This window comes from Gracilibacillus sp. JCM 18966, assembly GCF_055392695.1.
This window is the reverse complement of the sequence record NZ_AP043883.1, coordinates 481,444-496,192: the sequence shown is the minus strand read 5'-3', so window position 1 is coordinate 496,192 and position 14,749 is coordinate 481,444. Positions and strand designations below refer to the sequence as shown.

The following is a 14,749-nucleotide window of genomic DNA, read 5'->3' as shown; positions in this document are numbered from 1 at the left end:
CTGAACTCACTATCGGAAATAGGGACGCACAATAAGCTAAGTTGAACCCACAAATAGAGACGAGAATGTGTGAATATATTGTGGGCTTATCTCCCGATAATGTGTCGTGATGGTAGTTATTGTGCCCTGAACACCTCGTAATGTGAGTACAACCTTAAATATGTGTCGTGGCAATCGCTATTGTGATTTCATCGATTAATTATGTGTGCTCCTTCTCGGTATTGTGTCTTCATCTTCGTGTTTGTAAGTTAGGATAATACACTCTTCCCCGTGTTTCTCCACTACTTTCCAAATTCATATTTTTCAAAATCGCATGTGTGGTAAATCGATTATCGAGCTGAAGCCACCAACGGGCTTCCTTATTTGTGATGCTAGGCTTGAAAAAGGAGAAAAAATCTCTAAAGGCATCATGATGTGCATTCTTACTAATATGGTGACAGCTGTTACAGTACCAGCTGTACCTTTTTCTCTGCATGCCGATTCGAAAACAATTAGGGCAAATTACACCAGGCTGAATATCTTTAGTGTTTACTTCAAAATATTCGCACCAATTATATCTTGGGGGACAGTGGGCATTTGCTAGTGCATGAGCTAATCTTTTCAAATGGGGTATACTTACCTTTGATTTAGGGTCTTCTGTTTGAATAATTTTCATTCGTTTCTTCAAATAAGGAAAATGCATAATTTTTTGATGGATTTGTTCAGGGTTTGATTTAGCTATAACAGTAGATCTTGGATTGGCTAATGCGGCAATTCCGTAGATGGGATAATGATTGATCCCATATTCAGCTATCCACCATCTTAGCTGATCGACTTGTTCTTCTACTTGAGCAATTGGATCATTACCTGACACAAGATTACCAGCATTGTTCTCTAGTCGAAATTGATTGGCAGCTGGATTAAAGATAAAGTAATGTGGCTGACTTTTGACCTCTAGTATAAAAGCACACAGAGGGGTAAGAAGGAGGAAGTCGATTTGAAAAAAAGTGGATCCGTTCGCAGGAAGGCGTAGATCATGAAGGAGGAAGACGTCCTCTTTAAATACACGAGCTCGTTCTAAGTAATAGAGCAACTCTCTTTCAGCTCGGAATCCTTGATTTAGACCTTTTAGCATTGCTTCCAATCTGGGGGGAGGTTGTTTTAGACGATAAATCAGTGCTTCTAACAAGGCTATCGTAATCGGTTTTTCTACTACATTTTTTATGAACATCATGATCACCCCAAAAAAATTTTTTCAAAAAACGATACCTCACACCTCCCAATTTGGATTATAGAAGTGAAGGGAGGTGAGAGCATGGCAGCGACAGAAAGAATAGATTCTAGATTGCAGCTTGTTTTTGAAGATGGCATTGATCCTGTGAGTGGAGAAACCACTTACAAAACGCGTTCCTTCAACAATGTGAAGCTTGACGCTACTGCAGATCAATTGCTAGCAATAACGGAAGCTTTAGTTCCACTTCAGCAGCTTACGTTATTTTCCATCAAACGTAATGACACGGAACTGATTACAGCTGAGTAATCCATTAAAAAAAATAAAGACAGGGAGGTGAAGGCCTTGAAAACAATCGAATTAAAATTTGAAAATGAAGAGGGAAAAACAGTAACCATCTCGCTGGATGCGCCTGTTGAACCAGTTGATCCTGCAGCAGTCAATACAGCAATGGATGCTGTAATTGCACAGAATGCATTTTTCTCCTCTGGCGGAGATTTAGTAGGGAAGAAAAGCGCACGAGTGGTTGAGCGTAATGTAACCGAAATTGAACTCTAAAGAAGGAAAAGGGGAGTCGCTAATAAGGAGGCTCTCCTTTTATGATAGCATGGAAAGGAGCGAATAAAGTGGACCAAACATGGATGTCATTAATCACAGACGTGGGGTTTCCTGTTGCGGTAACATTTTATCTGTTACATCGAATTGAAACAAAGCTGAATACATTAATCGAGTCCATTGTCACATTACCTGAAAAGATGAAATAACGGTGAACCACAGCTAACCACCATGGTTAGCTGTGGTCATTAAAGAAGGTCTGCTTAGACGGTTGGTTCGAAGGTTTGGCAGTCGGTTTCTTTCTCATTCTTCGCCTGCTTTCCAGTATGACTAACGACATAGATCATATTAGCATGACATCTGTTACCTTCTGCCCAGTACTTACAGTTGTTAACCTCGCATTTTACATCTTTCGCCATGACACACACCTCCTACAATATCATTATTCGTTGAGATAAAGGAAAAAATGTGTGGTGATAATTGGTAAAGTGCAGAGCAAATGAAGCGGGACTAATCATCTCGTATCTTATACATTTCACATATTTCTGCAAGTTGAAAATCTTTAACAGCAGACTTTAGATGATCATACGATTTTTTATAGGATCGGTTCTCATAGGAAATACCTGCAAGCATTTTGTGACAATTGTCTATTTCTGGATGATCTCCGCGTAATTCAAAATGTGGTAGTAATTCCTCTTTTATTTTGTTTTCAAACGGTTCATGATGAAACTTATTTAAGATCATGGATTCTAGTGTGAACAGCTTATACTGGTATTTTTGATTGATATCAAGCTTCTGTCCAATCTTGATATAAACCAGGGCTTCTTGCTCACGCTTCAGTTTAGCATAAATATAAGCCATATAATAAGTATAGATAACTTTAAGAGAGTCAACAGATTCCAAACGAATGGCATCTTTCAAATAGGCAATCGCCTTGTTGTGTTCATGTAATCCTGTATAAGCTTTGGCAAGTAAGTATAAAATAGTGGCATGGTAATGTGCGTTTATTTGTTGAGAGGATTGATCTAGGAGGTTATTTAACTTTTTAATCGCTAAACTGTGGTCATCAGCCTCGACTTCATTGTTGCATATTACCATGCGACAAAGGATAATATTGCGATAATTTGCATCAGCTTCAAATAGTTTGAGGGCAGTTTGAGCATGCTCAGTGGATTTCTTTAGTTCGTGGAGTTGACTGAAAGCAATGGCAAAATATAGGTTGATTTCTGGATCTAGACGAGCTTGATTTGGATGATTTTTCATGGCTAAATCCAAATAATTTAGCCCATTGGCAAAATGGTAAGAATAGATATAGTAAAGCCCAAGAAGCTTATGACATCGAAAGTCCAGTTTTTGGTCAAGTGCTTCTGAAAGCCCGAGAATATTTGGAAGCATACTTGCCGCCTCCCTTAAATTATGTTGTAGTACAAATAGCTGGAATCTAGATAGGTCATATACCACTTTGTCATTAATGTGTGTAGTCACCGGTGCTAGTTGCTTCATTTCTAAAAAAATTTGTTCTGCTTCTGTGAGATTGCCATTCGCTATGGCATAATTCCATGAGGTTAATTGGATAGAGATTCCTTGACTGGAGGTGTGGAGATTTAGGAGTTCTTGAATGTCTAGGATAGTGGCAATTCTGGTACATAACTCTGGTGAAGGCTGGATAATGCCATTCTCTATTTTACTGATAAAGGTATGACAGCAGTCGAGTAATTTTGCTAATGTTACCTGTGTCATTTGTCGCTTTTTGCGATAGGACTTAATTAATTTTCCTGTATCGATATACAACATCCTATAAATACCCTCTTTCTACAATATAATCAATTTTTTCCAATATTTAATTAATTCGCCATAATAGGACTATTTCCTTCTTTTTATTTGAAAAATTTTAATATATAGTAATGACCATTAGACTATTATTCGAGTCCATTGGCTTATCGTCGGAGGAATGATTCTACAAAAAACCCTAGAATTAGCAAGAGGACGACAATGACAAAATTTCGCAATCCTATTAATGGTACCACATATATCAGAAATGGAATGAATATTAGAAAACCTATTACCATCACAAAAATAAAATAAAAATAAGTCCTCATACAGCTTCCTCCAGTGTAGAAATTGGGCTTTACTTTAATGTATGAAGGTAGCCTATTTTCGTGTGTAATCCAGATTTTTGAATTCGGTTCATGCTTCTTTTATAATAAAACTCTGAAGGGAGAGATAAAAATGAGTGATGTAAAAATAGATGAAGTACGTAAAGCAGATTACCCAATCGATGAAATGTTCTTAAATCGCTGGTCACCTCGCGCGTTTCAGGAAAAAGGAGTAGATGAGGAGACCTTGATGACCGTTTTAGAAGCAGCAAAATGGGCTCCATCTGGTGCGAATAAGCAGCCTTGGCGCTTCATTCTAGCAAATACAGAAGAGGATCTGGAAACATTTCATTCCTTCATTATGGAAGGGAACTTAGAGTGGGCAAAAAAAGCTCCTGCATATGTATTGATTATTTCCGATTCAAATGAGAGTGTGTCCCATGCGTTCGATGCGGGAACAGCCTGGGGTTATTTAGCATTACAAGCAATGAAAAGCGGCTTAATTACACACGCGATGGGTGGCATCCATAAAGACCAGGCACGGGAATTATTAGATATTCCAGACCATTTTGACATTCATGCACTTATAGCGATCGGATATCAGGATGATGTTAGTGTGTTAGAGGAAAGATATCAAGAACGTGAAATACCTTCGGAAAGAAAGCCATTAACGGAGACCGTTATGAAAGGGAAATTTGTGAGAGCCTGATGGAGATCAGGTTCTTTTTAAACCAAAAAAAGACACCTCTGGTGAGATGTCTAGTCCATATGAATATCTTCCTTGGTATTTCCATCTTTGAATAAATAATGGGTGACAACCTTACCATCTTCGCGAATATAAGTGTGACTTACTCTACTTACCTTTTTATTATCCCATGTAACAAAAACAACCATTTCTATTTCTTTGCTCTTAATCCCTTCAACATCGACTGTATCTAATACTCCTTGATCCTTAAGTAGCTCTTGTTCTTCGAAATAATATCCCTTGGATGAACCAATATTATAAAGCCAAACTGGTTCTGCGTTCTTGGCAGAGATTCCTTTATTAAATGGTGCTCCGAGTAAAGATAACAATTCCTGTTCTGTCATGCCAATTTTAATATTTTCTTTTATAAAATTACTATCTATTTCTTGTATAGCTACAGGTTCATTAGTTGTGTCATTCTTATCTGTTTGATGACTACTTTCTTTATTTTCATTCCCAGTGTTTGTATTTGTTTTTTGCGTTTTCTCTTTATCAGTAGTGACAGTTTCTAACTTTTCAACAGGTGCTTCCTCATTCGTTTCGATTGCTTTTTCTTCGGTTTCCCTTGTTTCCTCATTCTGTCCACACCCAATTAAAAAGCAAGCAATAAAGAAAATTAGACCCCATTTTTTCATTATACATAGCTCCTTCCATTTATAATATTTGAAAATTAGACGATCATGATTTTAAGATTTATTCAATTTATTAAAAAATATCGTCAAAAGTTATAATATTAAAGGATTGGAAAAATAATGAGGAAATTGGATAAATATTCTTCCTTGTTACGTCTAATTAATTGAAGGGGGTGCAGTTAGTGATAAATATAGGTCAATTTAGTGATGAAAACTCTAGAGAGCAATTATTAAATGAGTTGATAAGCGAATATGCAATGGATTTAAAACGTATCGCTTATATTTATGTAAAGGATAAAGCACAATGTGAAGATATTGTACAGGAAGTATTTATCTCAGCATATAAAAATCTGGTGAATTTTAGAGAAGATTCGAATTATAAAACGTGGTTAATTCGAATTACGTTAAACAAATGTAAGGACTATCACCGAAAATGGAGTATTAGAAATATAGCTTATAAGCCGTTACTTGATCCTTTTGTGAATAAGAAAGGAAATGTGAAATCAGCTGAAGAGGAATTAGAGACATCAGAACGAGCAGAACATATTATTCAGGCTATTTCCTGCCTTGGATTGAAGTATAAAGTTGTTCTCATATTATATTATTATCAAGATATGACATTGCAGGAGATAAGTGATACGACGAACATTAAGTTTAATACCGTAAAAACGAGATTTGTTAGAGGTAAAAGTCTATTGAAAACAGAGCTGGAAAGGAGGGGAATCTATTATGGATAACTTCGATAATGGAATCAAACGAGAATTAAAAAATCATGTACATCAAAACATTTATTTTACGGAAAATGAAAGAGAGAAAATATTAGAATCTGCTGTAAAAAAACATCAAAAGTATGTAGGGATTAAGTTATTGACTGTTACAGCATTTACTTTAGCAGTTTTTACCCTTCTAGCCATCCCTTTCTTCGCTAATCCTGAAGATAACATCATTCATAAAATCAGTTCCCTGCCATTCTCTGATAAAGAGCCTGATTCTAAGGGAGAACTTCCGGATAGTCTGTTTGAAAGAAAGAAAAAAGATAATAATCAACATTCAGAAAATGATAATTCGGAATCAGAAAAAAATGAAAATGCAGTAACTCAGGATGAAGAGCCTAATAAAGAGGTAGATATGCCAGAGAAACAAAATAATAGTGAAGAAGATCAAGAAAAAAATCAAGATGAATCTGAAAATAATCCAATTACTAACGAGACGAATGTTGAAGATAGTGCAAATAATGAGGCAAATCAAGAGAACGTAAATAAAGAGATTTTTCATGAATTAATTAAAAAATTTAATAACATGGATGCTCAAATAAGTAATTTAGTTGATTCTACAAATTATGCTAATAACGTAGGTGGTTATTATTTTAAAGAGCTAACAAAGAAAGAAGAAGTTTATAACCATCTCTTAAGTTACTTAACCCATGAGGAAGCAGAAGGCTTATGGTCTTACAGACTCGTAGAAAGTGAGAATGGGTTAATTGAACTTTCAATGGATGGGCACCCAGACTTTTATCTTGATCAACCATATACTATTAATAAAATAAATGATACTAAATTTGAATATGTACAAGAAATGGAGCCCGGGTTATTCGGACCGATTATATCTTTGACCTTTACAAAGATTGATGATCAGTGGCTCATAAGTAATGTGAGTTATTAAGCTAGGTAATTGTCAGCCATGTATCTGCAATGCCACCCAGAACTACAAGATTTCCAGAAGCAACTAAAAGTGCCATTTTTGATCGCACTTATTAGTTGCTTCTTTATTTTTTTATTTTCGATCAGATAAACTTTACAAGATAAAATGAGTATGATAATAATAAAAATACAATCAATCGACAATAAACAAAAGTAATTAATAATAAAAATCAATATATCATAATTTATAAGAATGGAGTGGAAATATGCTAGTACCTAGCCGAAGGAAAAAAATTATCCAGATCTTAAATGAAAGAAAACAATTAATTATTAGTCATATTTCGAAAGAGCTTGGCGTATCAGAGGGCACTTTACGGAATGATTTGAAGATTTTAGAGGAGGAAGGTTTTCTTGTTAAAACACATGGTGGTGCCGTGCTGCCAGCAAGATATGATTCCAGCTTAAAATTTAGTTCTCGATTAGAGCAGAATCAGTCCGAAAAAAATAAACTTAGTAATGCCGCATTGACATTAATTAAAGAGAAGACCTGTATTACGATTGATGCCAGTTCTACCTGTTTAGAATTAGCAAAGAAAGTAGCGGAAACGAGGAACAATTTAACGGTCATTACTAATGGACTAGTCACAGCTCAAATACTAGCAGAGAATCCAAAATTAAGCGTCATAATGGTGGGAGGATTAACGAGACCAGGCAGTACAGAAATAGAAGGTTCTTTGGGCAAGTCTATTCTATCAGAAATCAACTCGGATATATTTTTTACTTCTGCTCATGGTTGTACAGTGGAAAATGGTTTAAATGACTTTAGTATACACGAAGCACAATTGAAAAGGATGATGAGAGAAAGGGCAGATCAATGTATAGCCTTAATAGATCATACGAAGATAAATCGCAAGTCAGTCATTACTTCACTTGAGTTAGGACAAATTGATGTATTCATTACAAATGATAATACGCCAGACGATTTCTTAGCGCGAATGAAGGAGAATTACTCATCGATAAAAATAATAAAAGCAAAATAAGTTATAATGAATCATTAAAATAACATGAATAAATGAAAATAAACGAAATATATTGACATTAAAAGATAATAATGTAAAATAAAACGAAAGAAATAATAAAAACAAGTAAGGAGGCATGAAGGCAATCACCGATCAGTCAAAAGGAATTAGGTAATAAAACAAGGCTATTGTTGGGAGGAAATTTAAAATGAAAAAAACGCTATTTGCTTTAGTAGGTTTATTACTTTTAATGTTATTATTTGCATGCTCGAATGAAAGCGCTACAAAAGATGGTGGTGAAGATAGTGGGGCAGAATCAGCAAATAGAGAACCGTTTGATGAATTTGATTGGAAGCGCTTTGATGGTGAAGAAATTGAAGTTATGTTGAACCAGCATCCATATGCAGATGCGATGATTGAAAGAATCCCAGAATTTGAAGAGAAAACAGGAATTACTGTCAACCATTCTTTAACCCCGGAGGAGAATTATTTCGACAAGCTTACCACATCATTAAATGCACAGAACGGAAACCCTGATGTTTTTATGACGGGTGCATATCAGGTATGGGAATATGCAACTGCTGAGTATATCCAAGAATTAGATTCCTTTATCGAGGATGAAACTAGAACTTCTCCAGAGTATGATGTAGATGATTTCTATGAAGGCATTCTAGGTGCAGGACGTTGGGATGGTGTACCAGGACATCCTGTAGGGGAAGGAGATCTCTATACGGTCCCATTAGCATATGAATTTAATTTATTACATTATAATAAACGGGCGTTAGAATCGATTGGATTAGAGGCACCACCTCAAACTATGGAAGAATTAATAGAAGTAGGTGCTCAATTAGAGGGATGGAATGGGGAAGGTAGCTATGGTGTTGGTACTCGTGGAACTAGATCATGGGCAACCATTCACCCAGGATACATGACTTCATTCACCAACCATGGAGCCGTAGATTTTACAGTAGAAGACGGTTCTTTAGTCCCTCACCTTAATAGTGAAGAATCGATTGAGATTACTAATATGTTTGCAGAGTTAGTTAATGAAGCAGGACCTTCTGACTGGTCAAGTTATACATGGTATCAAGTCTCTAATGACTTAGCACAAGGTAAAGCAGCGATGACATATGACGCAAGTAACTGGGCGATCTTCCATAACGTACCAGGTGAAGCGCCTGAAGCTGGCAATATTGGTGTGACAACACCACCTAGAACGAAAGAAGGAGATCTTGGTACGAATATGTGGGTCTGGTCTATAGCCATGAATAAATCATCAGAGAAAAAAGACGCTGCATGGCTCTTCATGCAATACTTTACTGGTAAAGAGCATATGCAATGGGGTGCCATTGAAGCAAATGTGGTAGACCCTGTACGAAAATCTGTCTTTGAAAGTGAAGAATACCAACAAAGAATTGGTGACATTGAAGGTTATGTAGAGACATTTAATGAACTAATTGACGAATCAACCATTAAGTTTACACCTCAGCCAGAATTTTTTAATACGACAACAGAATGGGCTGCGGCATTACAAGATATTGTGAATGGAGCAGATGCGGAGGAACGCATGAACCAATTAAATGATGATATTGAAAAGAGAGTTTCTAGAATAAGGGCGGAATAAGCAATTACATAGGGCGGGTGGGCTATCCGCCCTGTTATACAAGGAGTGAAAGCACATGGCAACAGAGGCATATGAGAAACAAGCAATGAAAGAAAGGCAGTTAACAAATAAAGTACCTTGGAAAATCAAAATGAGATCTTTTCTTATCCTTAGTCCAGCATTTTTACTAACCATTGGCATTTTAATTCCATTTGGGATGGCTATATATTTTTCATTAACGAACTATTCCTTTAAATATGCTGAATATATGTTTGTTGGTTTGGAAAATTGGATAGCGATGTTTTCATCGCCAAGTTTTTGGCATAGTGTTGGCGTCACCTTATCCTATGCGGGTTTAGCAACTTTGATCGAAACATTACTAGGCATTGGAATTGCTCTCCTCTTGAATCGAGAGAATATGCTAGCAAGGTCTTTGCGGATTGTTTTAATCTTTCCATTAGTAATCGCTCCAGTAATTGCCACTATTATTTGGCAACTAATGACCAATAACTCAGTTGGTATTTATAGTGATTGGTTAAGACAATTAGGAATTACAAACTTTAATTGGGGAGCGGATCCTTCTACTGCGTTGATCACTGTATTAATTATTGATGCTTGGGTTTTTACACCTTTTGTAACCATTTTGGTTCTAGCAGGCTTACGTTCCTTACCGAAGGCGCCATTTGAATCGGCAATGATAGATGGAGGATCTGCTTGGTTTACCTTTAAGAATCTAACTTTACCTATGATTATGCCAATGTTAATCATTGCGGTATTATTCCGACTAATGTTGTCACTTCAAATGTTTGACATTATTTTTGCTTTAACAAGAGGTGGACCTGGAGATACCTTAATGACATTACCACTGACTGCTTATACAGAAGCATTTACCTATAAAGAATTAGGTGTATCCTTACCATTCATGTTGATTTTATATCTATTTGTCTATTTCTTAAGTCATTTCATCGTTAAATATTGGACATATACTCAAAATAAAGCGTCAGGAAAGTAGGATGAATATGAAGAAGAAAATCATAGCTTTTTTACAAAATGCAGCACTCGTCTTATATGCAATGTTTGCCATATTTCCACTACTATGGTTAGTAATTTTATCTTTTAAACACGATCGAGACATGTTTAACACTACTTTTATTTTCACACCAACATTAGAAAACTATCGAATGTTATTTTCGGATGGAGAATATATAGGATACTTTTTAGATAATATCATTGTTAGTTTTGGAGCCATTGCTTTATCGATTATAGTTGGTGTACCAGCAGCTTATGCACTTGCCCGTTTTGACTTTAAAGGAAGGGATGGGATTGCATTCACCTTCTTGTCCTTCCGTTTTGCTCCAGAAATATTAGTAGTTTTACCACTATTCCTACTCTATCAAGAATTAGGCCTCTATGACACTTATGTAGGATTAATTTGGGTATTTCAAGTATTGTCTTTACCCTTGTTGATTTGGATTTTACGGGGATATTTTGAAGATATTTCTGTGGAGGTGGAAAATGCAGCACGACTTGATGGATACTCCTGGTGGCAAGTTTTTATCAAAATTGTCATGCCTCTTATTCGTCCTGGTTTAGTTGCTTCTGCTTTATTATCATTAATTTTTGTTTGGAATAACTTTACGTTTTCGTTATTGTTAGCAGGTCAAGACGTCACCACGACAACAGTTGCCATGCTACAGTATGTAGCGTCAGATACTGTGCATTATGGACAAATGGCTGGAGCGGTTTTAATTGCTTCATTGCCAATTATTATATTAGCATTATCGATCCAAAAACACCTGGTAAGAGGGTTGAGTATGGGTTCGGTAAAAGGATAATCGAAAGGAGGCAGAGCATTGGCAGATGTAACTTTACAATCCGTTTCTAAGAAATTTAAAAAAGATATTGCGCTAGACAATATAAATTTGAAAATCAAAGATAAAGAGTTTTTTGTTATATTTGGCCCTGCTGGTGCAGGTAAAACCACCTTGTTAAATGTAATTGCAGGCTTGTATTTACCCGATTATGGTGATGTGTATCTAGATGGAGAGCATTATAACTATGTAGAACCCGAAGATAGAAACATAGCGATGGTTTTTGAAAATTATGCCTTATATCCGCACTTTACTGTTTTTGATAACATTGCTTCTCCATTAAGAAGCCCAAGATATAAAGAACCAAAAGCAGTAGTAGAAAAAGAAGTTAGTAGAGTAGCTAACATTTTAAAGATTGATCACCTATTAGAACGAGATATATCAGAATTATCGAATGGCCAAAGACAACGAGTAGGTTTAGGTAGAGCACTCGTAAGAAATCCGAATGTATTTTTAATGGATGAGCCAATCACCCATCTCGATGCTAAGCTTCGGCATCAAATGAGAGCAGAACTAAAGGAAATGCAGAAAAATTTAGACACTACCACTATTTATGTTACGCATGATTATCTAGAGGCGTTGAGCCTAGGAGACAAAATTGCCATTCTAAATGAAGGGAAAATAGAGCAGATAGGAACACCTGATGAAATTTATTATTACCCCCATAATGAATTTGTTGCGAGTTCATTTGGTGAACCAGAGATCAATTTTTTCCGCGCTAGTGTAACGAAGGATAACCAACTATCTATCTTTGAGGAAGCAAAAAATCAACCTCTACCGGAAACTATAAAAGGTTATGTAAAAGAGAATGTTACTTCAGTCAAGTTAGGTATACGACCTAAAAATATTCAGTATAGCTTTACAAAAGAAAATGAGAATTGTGTGGAGTGTATCCCTTATAGTTTTGAACCGTTGGGAGCAAAAGCGGTGTTGACGGTTGAAAAAGATGGCAATCAAATAAGGCTTACCGTACCATCTACCCTTCAAGTAGCTATGGATAAACCTGTTTATATTCAATTAGATGTTAACAAAGCAATCTTTTTTGGTCCTAATAAAATGAACCTTCTTTCCAAATATAGAGAAGATGCGAAGGGAGAGGTAGTATGGCAAAACTAACATTAAAAAATTTAAATAAAACATTCTATAAGAATAGAGAAGCGATACATGCAGTTAGTGATTTAAGTATAGAAACCAAAGATGGAGAGTTTGTTGCATTATTGGGTCCTTCGGGTTGTGGTAAATCGACCACTTTGCGAATGATAGCGGGTTTGGAAGATATCACAAGTGGAGAAGTATTGATTGGAGAACGGAAACTAAATGATCTACATCCAAAGGACCGAAATATCGGCTTGGCATTTGAAAACTATGCAATGTATCCACCTTTATCTGTGTATGACAACATTAGTTTTAACATGAGGGCAAAAAATGTACCAAAAGAAACGATAAAAAAAGAAATAGATAAAATGGCTAGTTTATTAGATCTAAAGGATTTATTAGCAATGAATCCTAGTGCTTTATCTGGTGGTCAGAAGCAAAGGGTAAATATTGCAAGGGCCCTAATTAGGAGACCAGAGGTTTTATTACTGGATGAACCACTTTCACATTTAGACGGAAAAGTTAGACAGAAAATGAGAACAGAAATTAAACATCTTCATAATGAAATAAATTGTACAACAATTATTGTTACACATGATCAGCTGGAAGCAATGGCCTTAGCTGATAGGATTGCCATTATAAAAGACGGTGTTCTTCAGCAATTTGGAACACCACTAGAGGTATTTAACCATCCTCAAAATGAGTTCGTGGCTGGTTTTATTGGGGAACCCCCTATGAATATATTTACTGTTTTCGCTACCTTTAAAGAAGGTTCTGTTTATTTAGTATCGAAAAATGGGAAATTGCGGTTTAATGTTCCTGACAAATATAAAGATTATTTGGAAGAGGGCAAGGAGTACCGCTTTGGTATTCGACCAACCGATATTTCTGTTGTAACAGATGACCAACCGTATTCTACGGAATTAAATGTCACTGTATTTGAAAATGTAGGGGAAGAATGTAGAATTCATATAAAAATTGAAGAAGATAACATTTTAAGTATTGTGTCGGAGGAAATTTATAAGCTTGATACGGGTGATGGTATCAAAATTAAATTCGATTCCGATCGTATTCATATCTTTGATGTGAATACAGGCGAACGTGTTGAAAAACAAAAAGTACTTATCTAATTTTTTAAGGAGGAATAGCAAATGACAAAAACAATGAAAGCCCTACCAGAGGAAATGAGAGCAGTTGTAGCTTATGCACCAGGTGATTATCGCTTAGAAGTAGTGGAAACACCTAAACTCGAGAATGATCAAGAGATTATTGTGGAAGTAGAAGCTTGCGGAATTTGCGCTGGAGATGCCAAAGCACATGCTGGAGCCGTTTCTTTTTGGGGAGATGACTATCAGCCAGCATATATTAAGGCGCCTGTCATTCCTGGACATGAATTTATTGGAAAAATCGTAGAATTAGGAGCGGCTGTTAAGGATTTTAAAGTGGGAGATAGAATTATCTCAGAACAAATTGTGCCTTGTTGGGAATGTCGTTTTTGTAAGAGTGGAAACTATTGGATGTGTGAAAAACACGACTTATATGGATTCCAATATAATGTCCATGGTGGAATGGCAGAATATATGAAGTTCACAAAAGAAGCTATTAACTATAAAGTGCCAGAAGACCTACCAATAGAAAAGGCCATTCTAATTGAACCATATGCCTGCTCTTTACATGCAGTCCAAAGAGCGCAAATCCAAATCGGTGACACGGTGGTGATCGCAGGTGCAGGAACGTTAGGGCTTGGAATGGTTGGAGCTGCTAAAAAAGCAGGTGCAGGTAAATTAATTGTCTTAGATTTATTAGAGGATAGGTTGAAGCTTGCTAAAAAATTCGGCGCTGATTTAACCATTAATCCTGCTAAGGAAGATGCAGTGAAAATAATTAAAGATCTGACGGATGGATATGGATGTGATATATATATTGAAGCAACAGGACATCCAAAATCGGTAGAACAAGGCTTATCTGCCATAAGAAAACTAGGGAGATTTGTTGAGTTTAGTGTCTTTAAAGACCCTGTAACGATTGATTGGAGTATTATCGGGGATCGTAAAGAGTTAGATGTATTAGGCTCACACCTTGGGCCATATTGTTATCCGATTGTTATCGATGGTATTGCTAAGGGAGATTTTCCGACAGAAGGTGTCGTAACCCATCAATTACCATTAGAAGATTTCGAGCAAGGATTTGAAATGGTTAAGAGCGGAAAAGATTCTCTCAAAGTAGTTTTAGTGCCTTAAATAGAATAGCAGATTCTACTGCAGGATCTGCTATTCCTACATA

Annotated in this window: 17 protein-coding genes; 13 read left to right on the top strand and 4 right to left on the bottom strand. The window is 36.2% G+C overall.

Features of this window, described 5'->3' with window-relative positions:
- Positions 1-229 precede the first annotated feature (229 nt).
- Entirely contained in the window at positions 230-1,210 is a 981-nt protein-coding gene (locus ACZ5N5_RS02210) for a nuclease-related domain-containing protein (RefSeq protein WP_464373191.1), read from the bottom strand.
- Between the two features lie 84 nt (positions 1,211-1,294).
- Between ACZ5N5_RS02210 and ACZ5N5_RS02205 the strand changes: the two genes are divergently transcribed.
- The 3 genes from ACZ5N5_RS02205 to ACZ5N5_RS02195 are packed head-to-tail and all read left to right on the top strand — an operon-like array spanning position 1,295 to position 1,974.
- A complete protein-coding gene (locus tag ACZ5N5_RS02205) occupies positions 1,295-1,519 on the top strand; it encodes a DUF1659 domain-containing protein (RefSeq protein ID WP_054787655.1) in 225 nt (74 codons plus the stop codon).
- 36 nt (positions 1,520-1,555) lie between these two features.
- Positions 1,556-1,768, top strand: a complete 213-nt coding sequence (locus ACZ5N5_RS02200; protein WP_054787656.1) for a DUF2922 domain-containing protein — start codon at positions 1,556-1,558, stop codon at positions 1,766-1,768.
- Positions 1,769-1,809: 41 nt separating this feature from the next.
- Positions 1,810-1,974: a YvrJ family protein gene (locus ACZ5N5_RS02195; RefSeq protein WP_054787657.1), complete on the top strand. Its 165-nt coding sequence runs from the start codon at positions 1,810-1,812 to the stop codon at positions 1,972-1,974.
- Positions 1,975-2,028: 54 nt separating this feature from the next.
- Here ACZ5N5_RS02195 and ACZ5N5_RS02190 read toward each other — a convergent pair whose 3' ends face one another.
- Positions 2,029-2,184 carry a DUF1540 domain-containing protein gene (locus tag ACZ5N5_RS02190; RefSeq protein WP_109985247.1) on the bottom strand — a complete coding sequence of 52 codons (156 nt, stop codon included), beginning with the start codon at positions 2,182-2,184 and terminating at the stop codon, positions 2,029-2,031.
- Between the two features lie 91 nt (positions 2,185-2,275).
- Positions 2,276-3,559, bottom strand: a complete 1,284-nt coding sequence (locus ACZ5N5_RS02185; RefSeq protein WP_464373190.1) for a helix-turn-helix domain-containing protein — start codon at positions 3,557-3,559, stop codon at positions 2,276-2,278.
- Between the two features lie 435 nt (positions 3,560-3,994).
- Here ACZ5N5_RS02185 and ACZ5N5_RS02180 point away from each other — a divergent pair, with 435 nt between their 5' ends.
- Positions 3,995-4,570: a nitroreductase family protein gene (locus ACZ5N5_RS02180; RefSeq protein WP_464373189.1), complete on the top strand. Its 576-nt coding sequence runs from the start codon at positions 3,995-3,997 to the stop codon at positions 4,568-4,570.
- Between the two features lie 50 nt (positions 4,571-4,620).
- Here ACZ5N5_RS02180 and ACZ5N5_RS02175 read toward each other — a convergent pair whose 3' ends face one another.
- Positions 4,621-5,241: a hypothetical protein gene (locus ACZ5N5_RS02175; protein ID WP_464373188.1), complete on the bottom strand. Its 621-nt coding sequence runs from the start codon at positions 5,239-5,241 to the stop codon at positions 4,621-4,623.
- Positions 5,242-5,420: 179 nt separating this feature from the next.
- On the opposite strand from ACZ5N5_RS02175, the gene ACZ5N5_RS02170 reads away from it, so the two are divergent.
- The 9 genes from ACZ5N5_RS02170 to ACZ5N5_RS02130 all read left to right on the top strand — a co-directional run bounded on the left by ACZ5N5_RS02170 (position 5,421) and on the right by ACZ5N5_RS02130 (position 14,706).
- The gene (locus ACZ5N5_RS02170) at positions 5,421-5,975 is read left to right on the top strand and encodes a sigma-70 family RNA polymerase sigma factor (RefSeq protein ID WP_054787662.1); all 555 of its coding nucleotides are present in this window, start codon (positions 5,421-5,423) and stop codon (positions 5,973-5,975) included.
- Entirely contained in the window at positions 5,968-6,900 is a 933-nt protein-coding gene (locus tag ACZ5N5_RS02165; protein ID WP_464373187.1) for a hypothetical protein, read from the top strand. The genes ACZ5N5_RS02170 and ACZ5N5_RS02165 overlap by 8 nt, the downstream gene beginning before the upstream one ends.
- Positions 6,901-7,144: 244 nt before the next feature.
- Positions 7,145-7,918, top strand: a complete 774-nt coding sequence (locus ACZ5N5_RS02160; RefSeq protein WP_054860217.1) for a DeoR/GlpR family DNA-binding transcription regulator — start codon at positions 7,145-7,147, stop codon at positions 7,916-7,918.
- 187 nt (positions 7,919-8,105) lie between these two features.
- A complete protein-coding gene (locus ACZ5N5_RS02155; RefSeq protein ID WP_277679025.1) occupies positions 8,106-9,521 on the top strand; it encodes an ABC transporter substrate-binding protein in 1,416 nt (471 codons plus the stop codon).
- 55 nt (positions 9,522-9,576) lie between these two features.
- The gene (locus ACZ5N5_RS02150; protein ID WP_054787667.1) at positions 9,577-10,512 is read left to right on the top strand and encodes a carbohydrate ABC transporter permease; all 936 of its coding nucleotides are present in this window, start codon (positions 9,577-9,579) and stop codon (positions 10,510-10,512) included.
- A 7-nt stretch (positions 10,513-10,519) separates the two neighbouring features.
- The gene (locus ACZ5N5_RS02145) at positions 10,520-11,335 is read left to right on the top strand and encodes a carbohydrate ABC transporter permease (protein WP_109985394.1); all 816 of its coding nucleotides are present in this window, start codon (positions 10,520-10,522) and stop codon (positions 11,333-11,335) included.
- 18 nt (positions 11,336-11,353) lie between these two features.
- Complete coding sequence (locus ACZ5N5_RS02140) at positions 11,354-12,487, top strand: ABC transporter ATP-binding protein (protein ID WP_277679027.1); 1,134 nt, start codon at positions 11,354-11,356, stop codon at positions 12,485-12,487.
- Positions 12,475-13,596: an ABC transporter ATP-binding protein gene (locus ACZ5N5_RS02135; RefSeq protein WP_464373186.1), complete on the top strand. Its 1,122-nt coding sequence runs from the start codon at positions 12,475-12,477 to the stop codon at positions 13,594-13,596. Before ACZ5N5_RS02140 ends, ACZ5N5_RS02135 begins: the two co-directional genes overlap by 13 nt.
- Positions 13,597-13,617: 21 nt before the next feature.
- A complete protein-coding gene (locus tag ACZ5N5_RS02130; RefSeq protein WP_464373185.1) occupies positions 13,618-14,706 on the top strand; it encodes a zinc-binding dehydrogenase in 1,089 nt (362 codons plus the stop codon).
- The last annotated feature ends 43 nt before the right edge of the window (positions 14,707-14,749 follow it).

Excerpts from the sequence above, each read along its gene's own strand:
- ACZ5N5_RS02210 (WP_464373191.1), bottom strand. The coding sequence starts at position 1,210 with ATGTTCATAAAAAATGTAGTAGAAAAACCGATTACGATAGCCTTGTTA.
- ACZ5N5_RS02205 (WP_054787655.1), top strand. The coding sequence starts at position 1,295 with ATGGCAGCGACAGAAAGAATAGATTCTAGATTGCAGCTTGTTTTTGAA.
- ACZ5N5_RS02195 (WP_054787657.1), top strand. The coding sequence starts at position 1,810 with ATGATAGCATGGAAAGGAGCGAATAAAGTGGACCAAACATGGATGTCA.
- ACZ5N5_RS02190 (WP_109985247.1), bottom strand. The coding sequence starts at position 2,184 with ATGGCGAAAGATGTAAAATGCGAGGTTAACAACTGTAAGTACTGGGCA.
- ACZ5N5_RS02185 (WP_464373190.1), bottom strand. The coding sequence starts at position 3,559 with ATGTTGTATATCGATACAGGAAAATTAATTAAGTCCTATCGCAAAAAG.
- ACZ5N5_RS02180 (WP_464373189.1), top strand. The coding sequence starts at position 3,995 with ATGAGTGATGTAAAAATAGATGAAGTACGTAAAGCAGATTACCCAATC.
- ACZ5N5_RS02175 (WP_464373188.1), bottom strand. The coding sequence starts at position 5,241 with ATGAAAAAATGGGGTCTAATTTTCTTTATTGCTTGCTTTTTAATTGGG.
- ACZ5N5_RS02165 (WP_464373187.1), top strand. The coding sequence starts at position 5,968 with ATGGATAACTTCGATAATGGAATCAAACGAGAATTAAAAAATCATGTA.
- ACZ5N5_RS02160 (WP_054860217.1), top strand. The coding sequence starts at position 7,145 with ATGCTAGTACCTAGCCGAAGGAAAAAAATTATCCAGATCTTAAATGAA.
- ACZ5N5_RS02155 (WP_277679025.1), top strand. The coding sequence starts at position 8,106 with ATGAAAAAAACGCTATTTGCTTTAGTAGGTTTATTACTTTTAATGTTA.
- ACZ5N5_RS02150 (WP_054787667.1), top strand. The coding sequence starts at position 9,577 with ATGGCAACAGAGGCATATGAGAAACAAGCAATGAAAGAAAGGCAGTTA.
- ACZ5N5_RS02145 (WP_109985394.1), top strand. The coding sequence starts at position 10,520 with ATGAAGAAGAAAATCATAGCTTTTTTACAAAATGCAGCACTCGTCTTA.
- ACZ5N5_RS02135 (WP_464373186.1), top strand. The coding sequence starts at position 12,475 with ATGGCAAAACTAACATTAAAAAATTTAAATAAAACATTCTATAAGAAT.
- ACZ5N5_RS02130 (WP_464373185.1), top strand. The coding sequence starts at position 13,618 with ATGACAAAAACAATGAAAGCCCTACCAGAGGAAATGAGAGCAGTTGTA.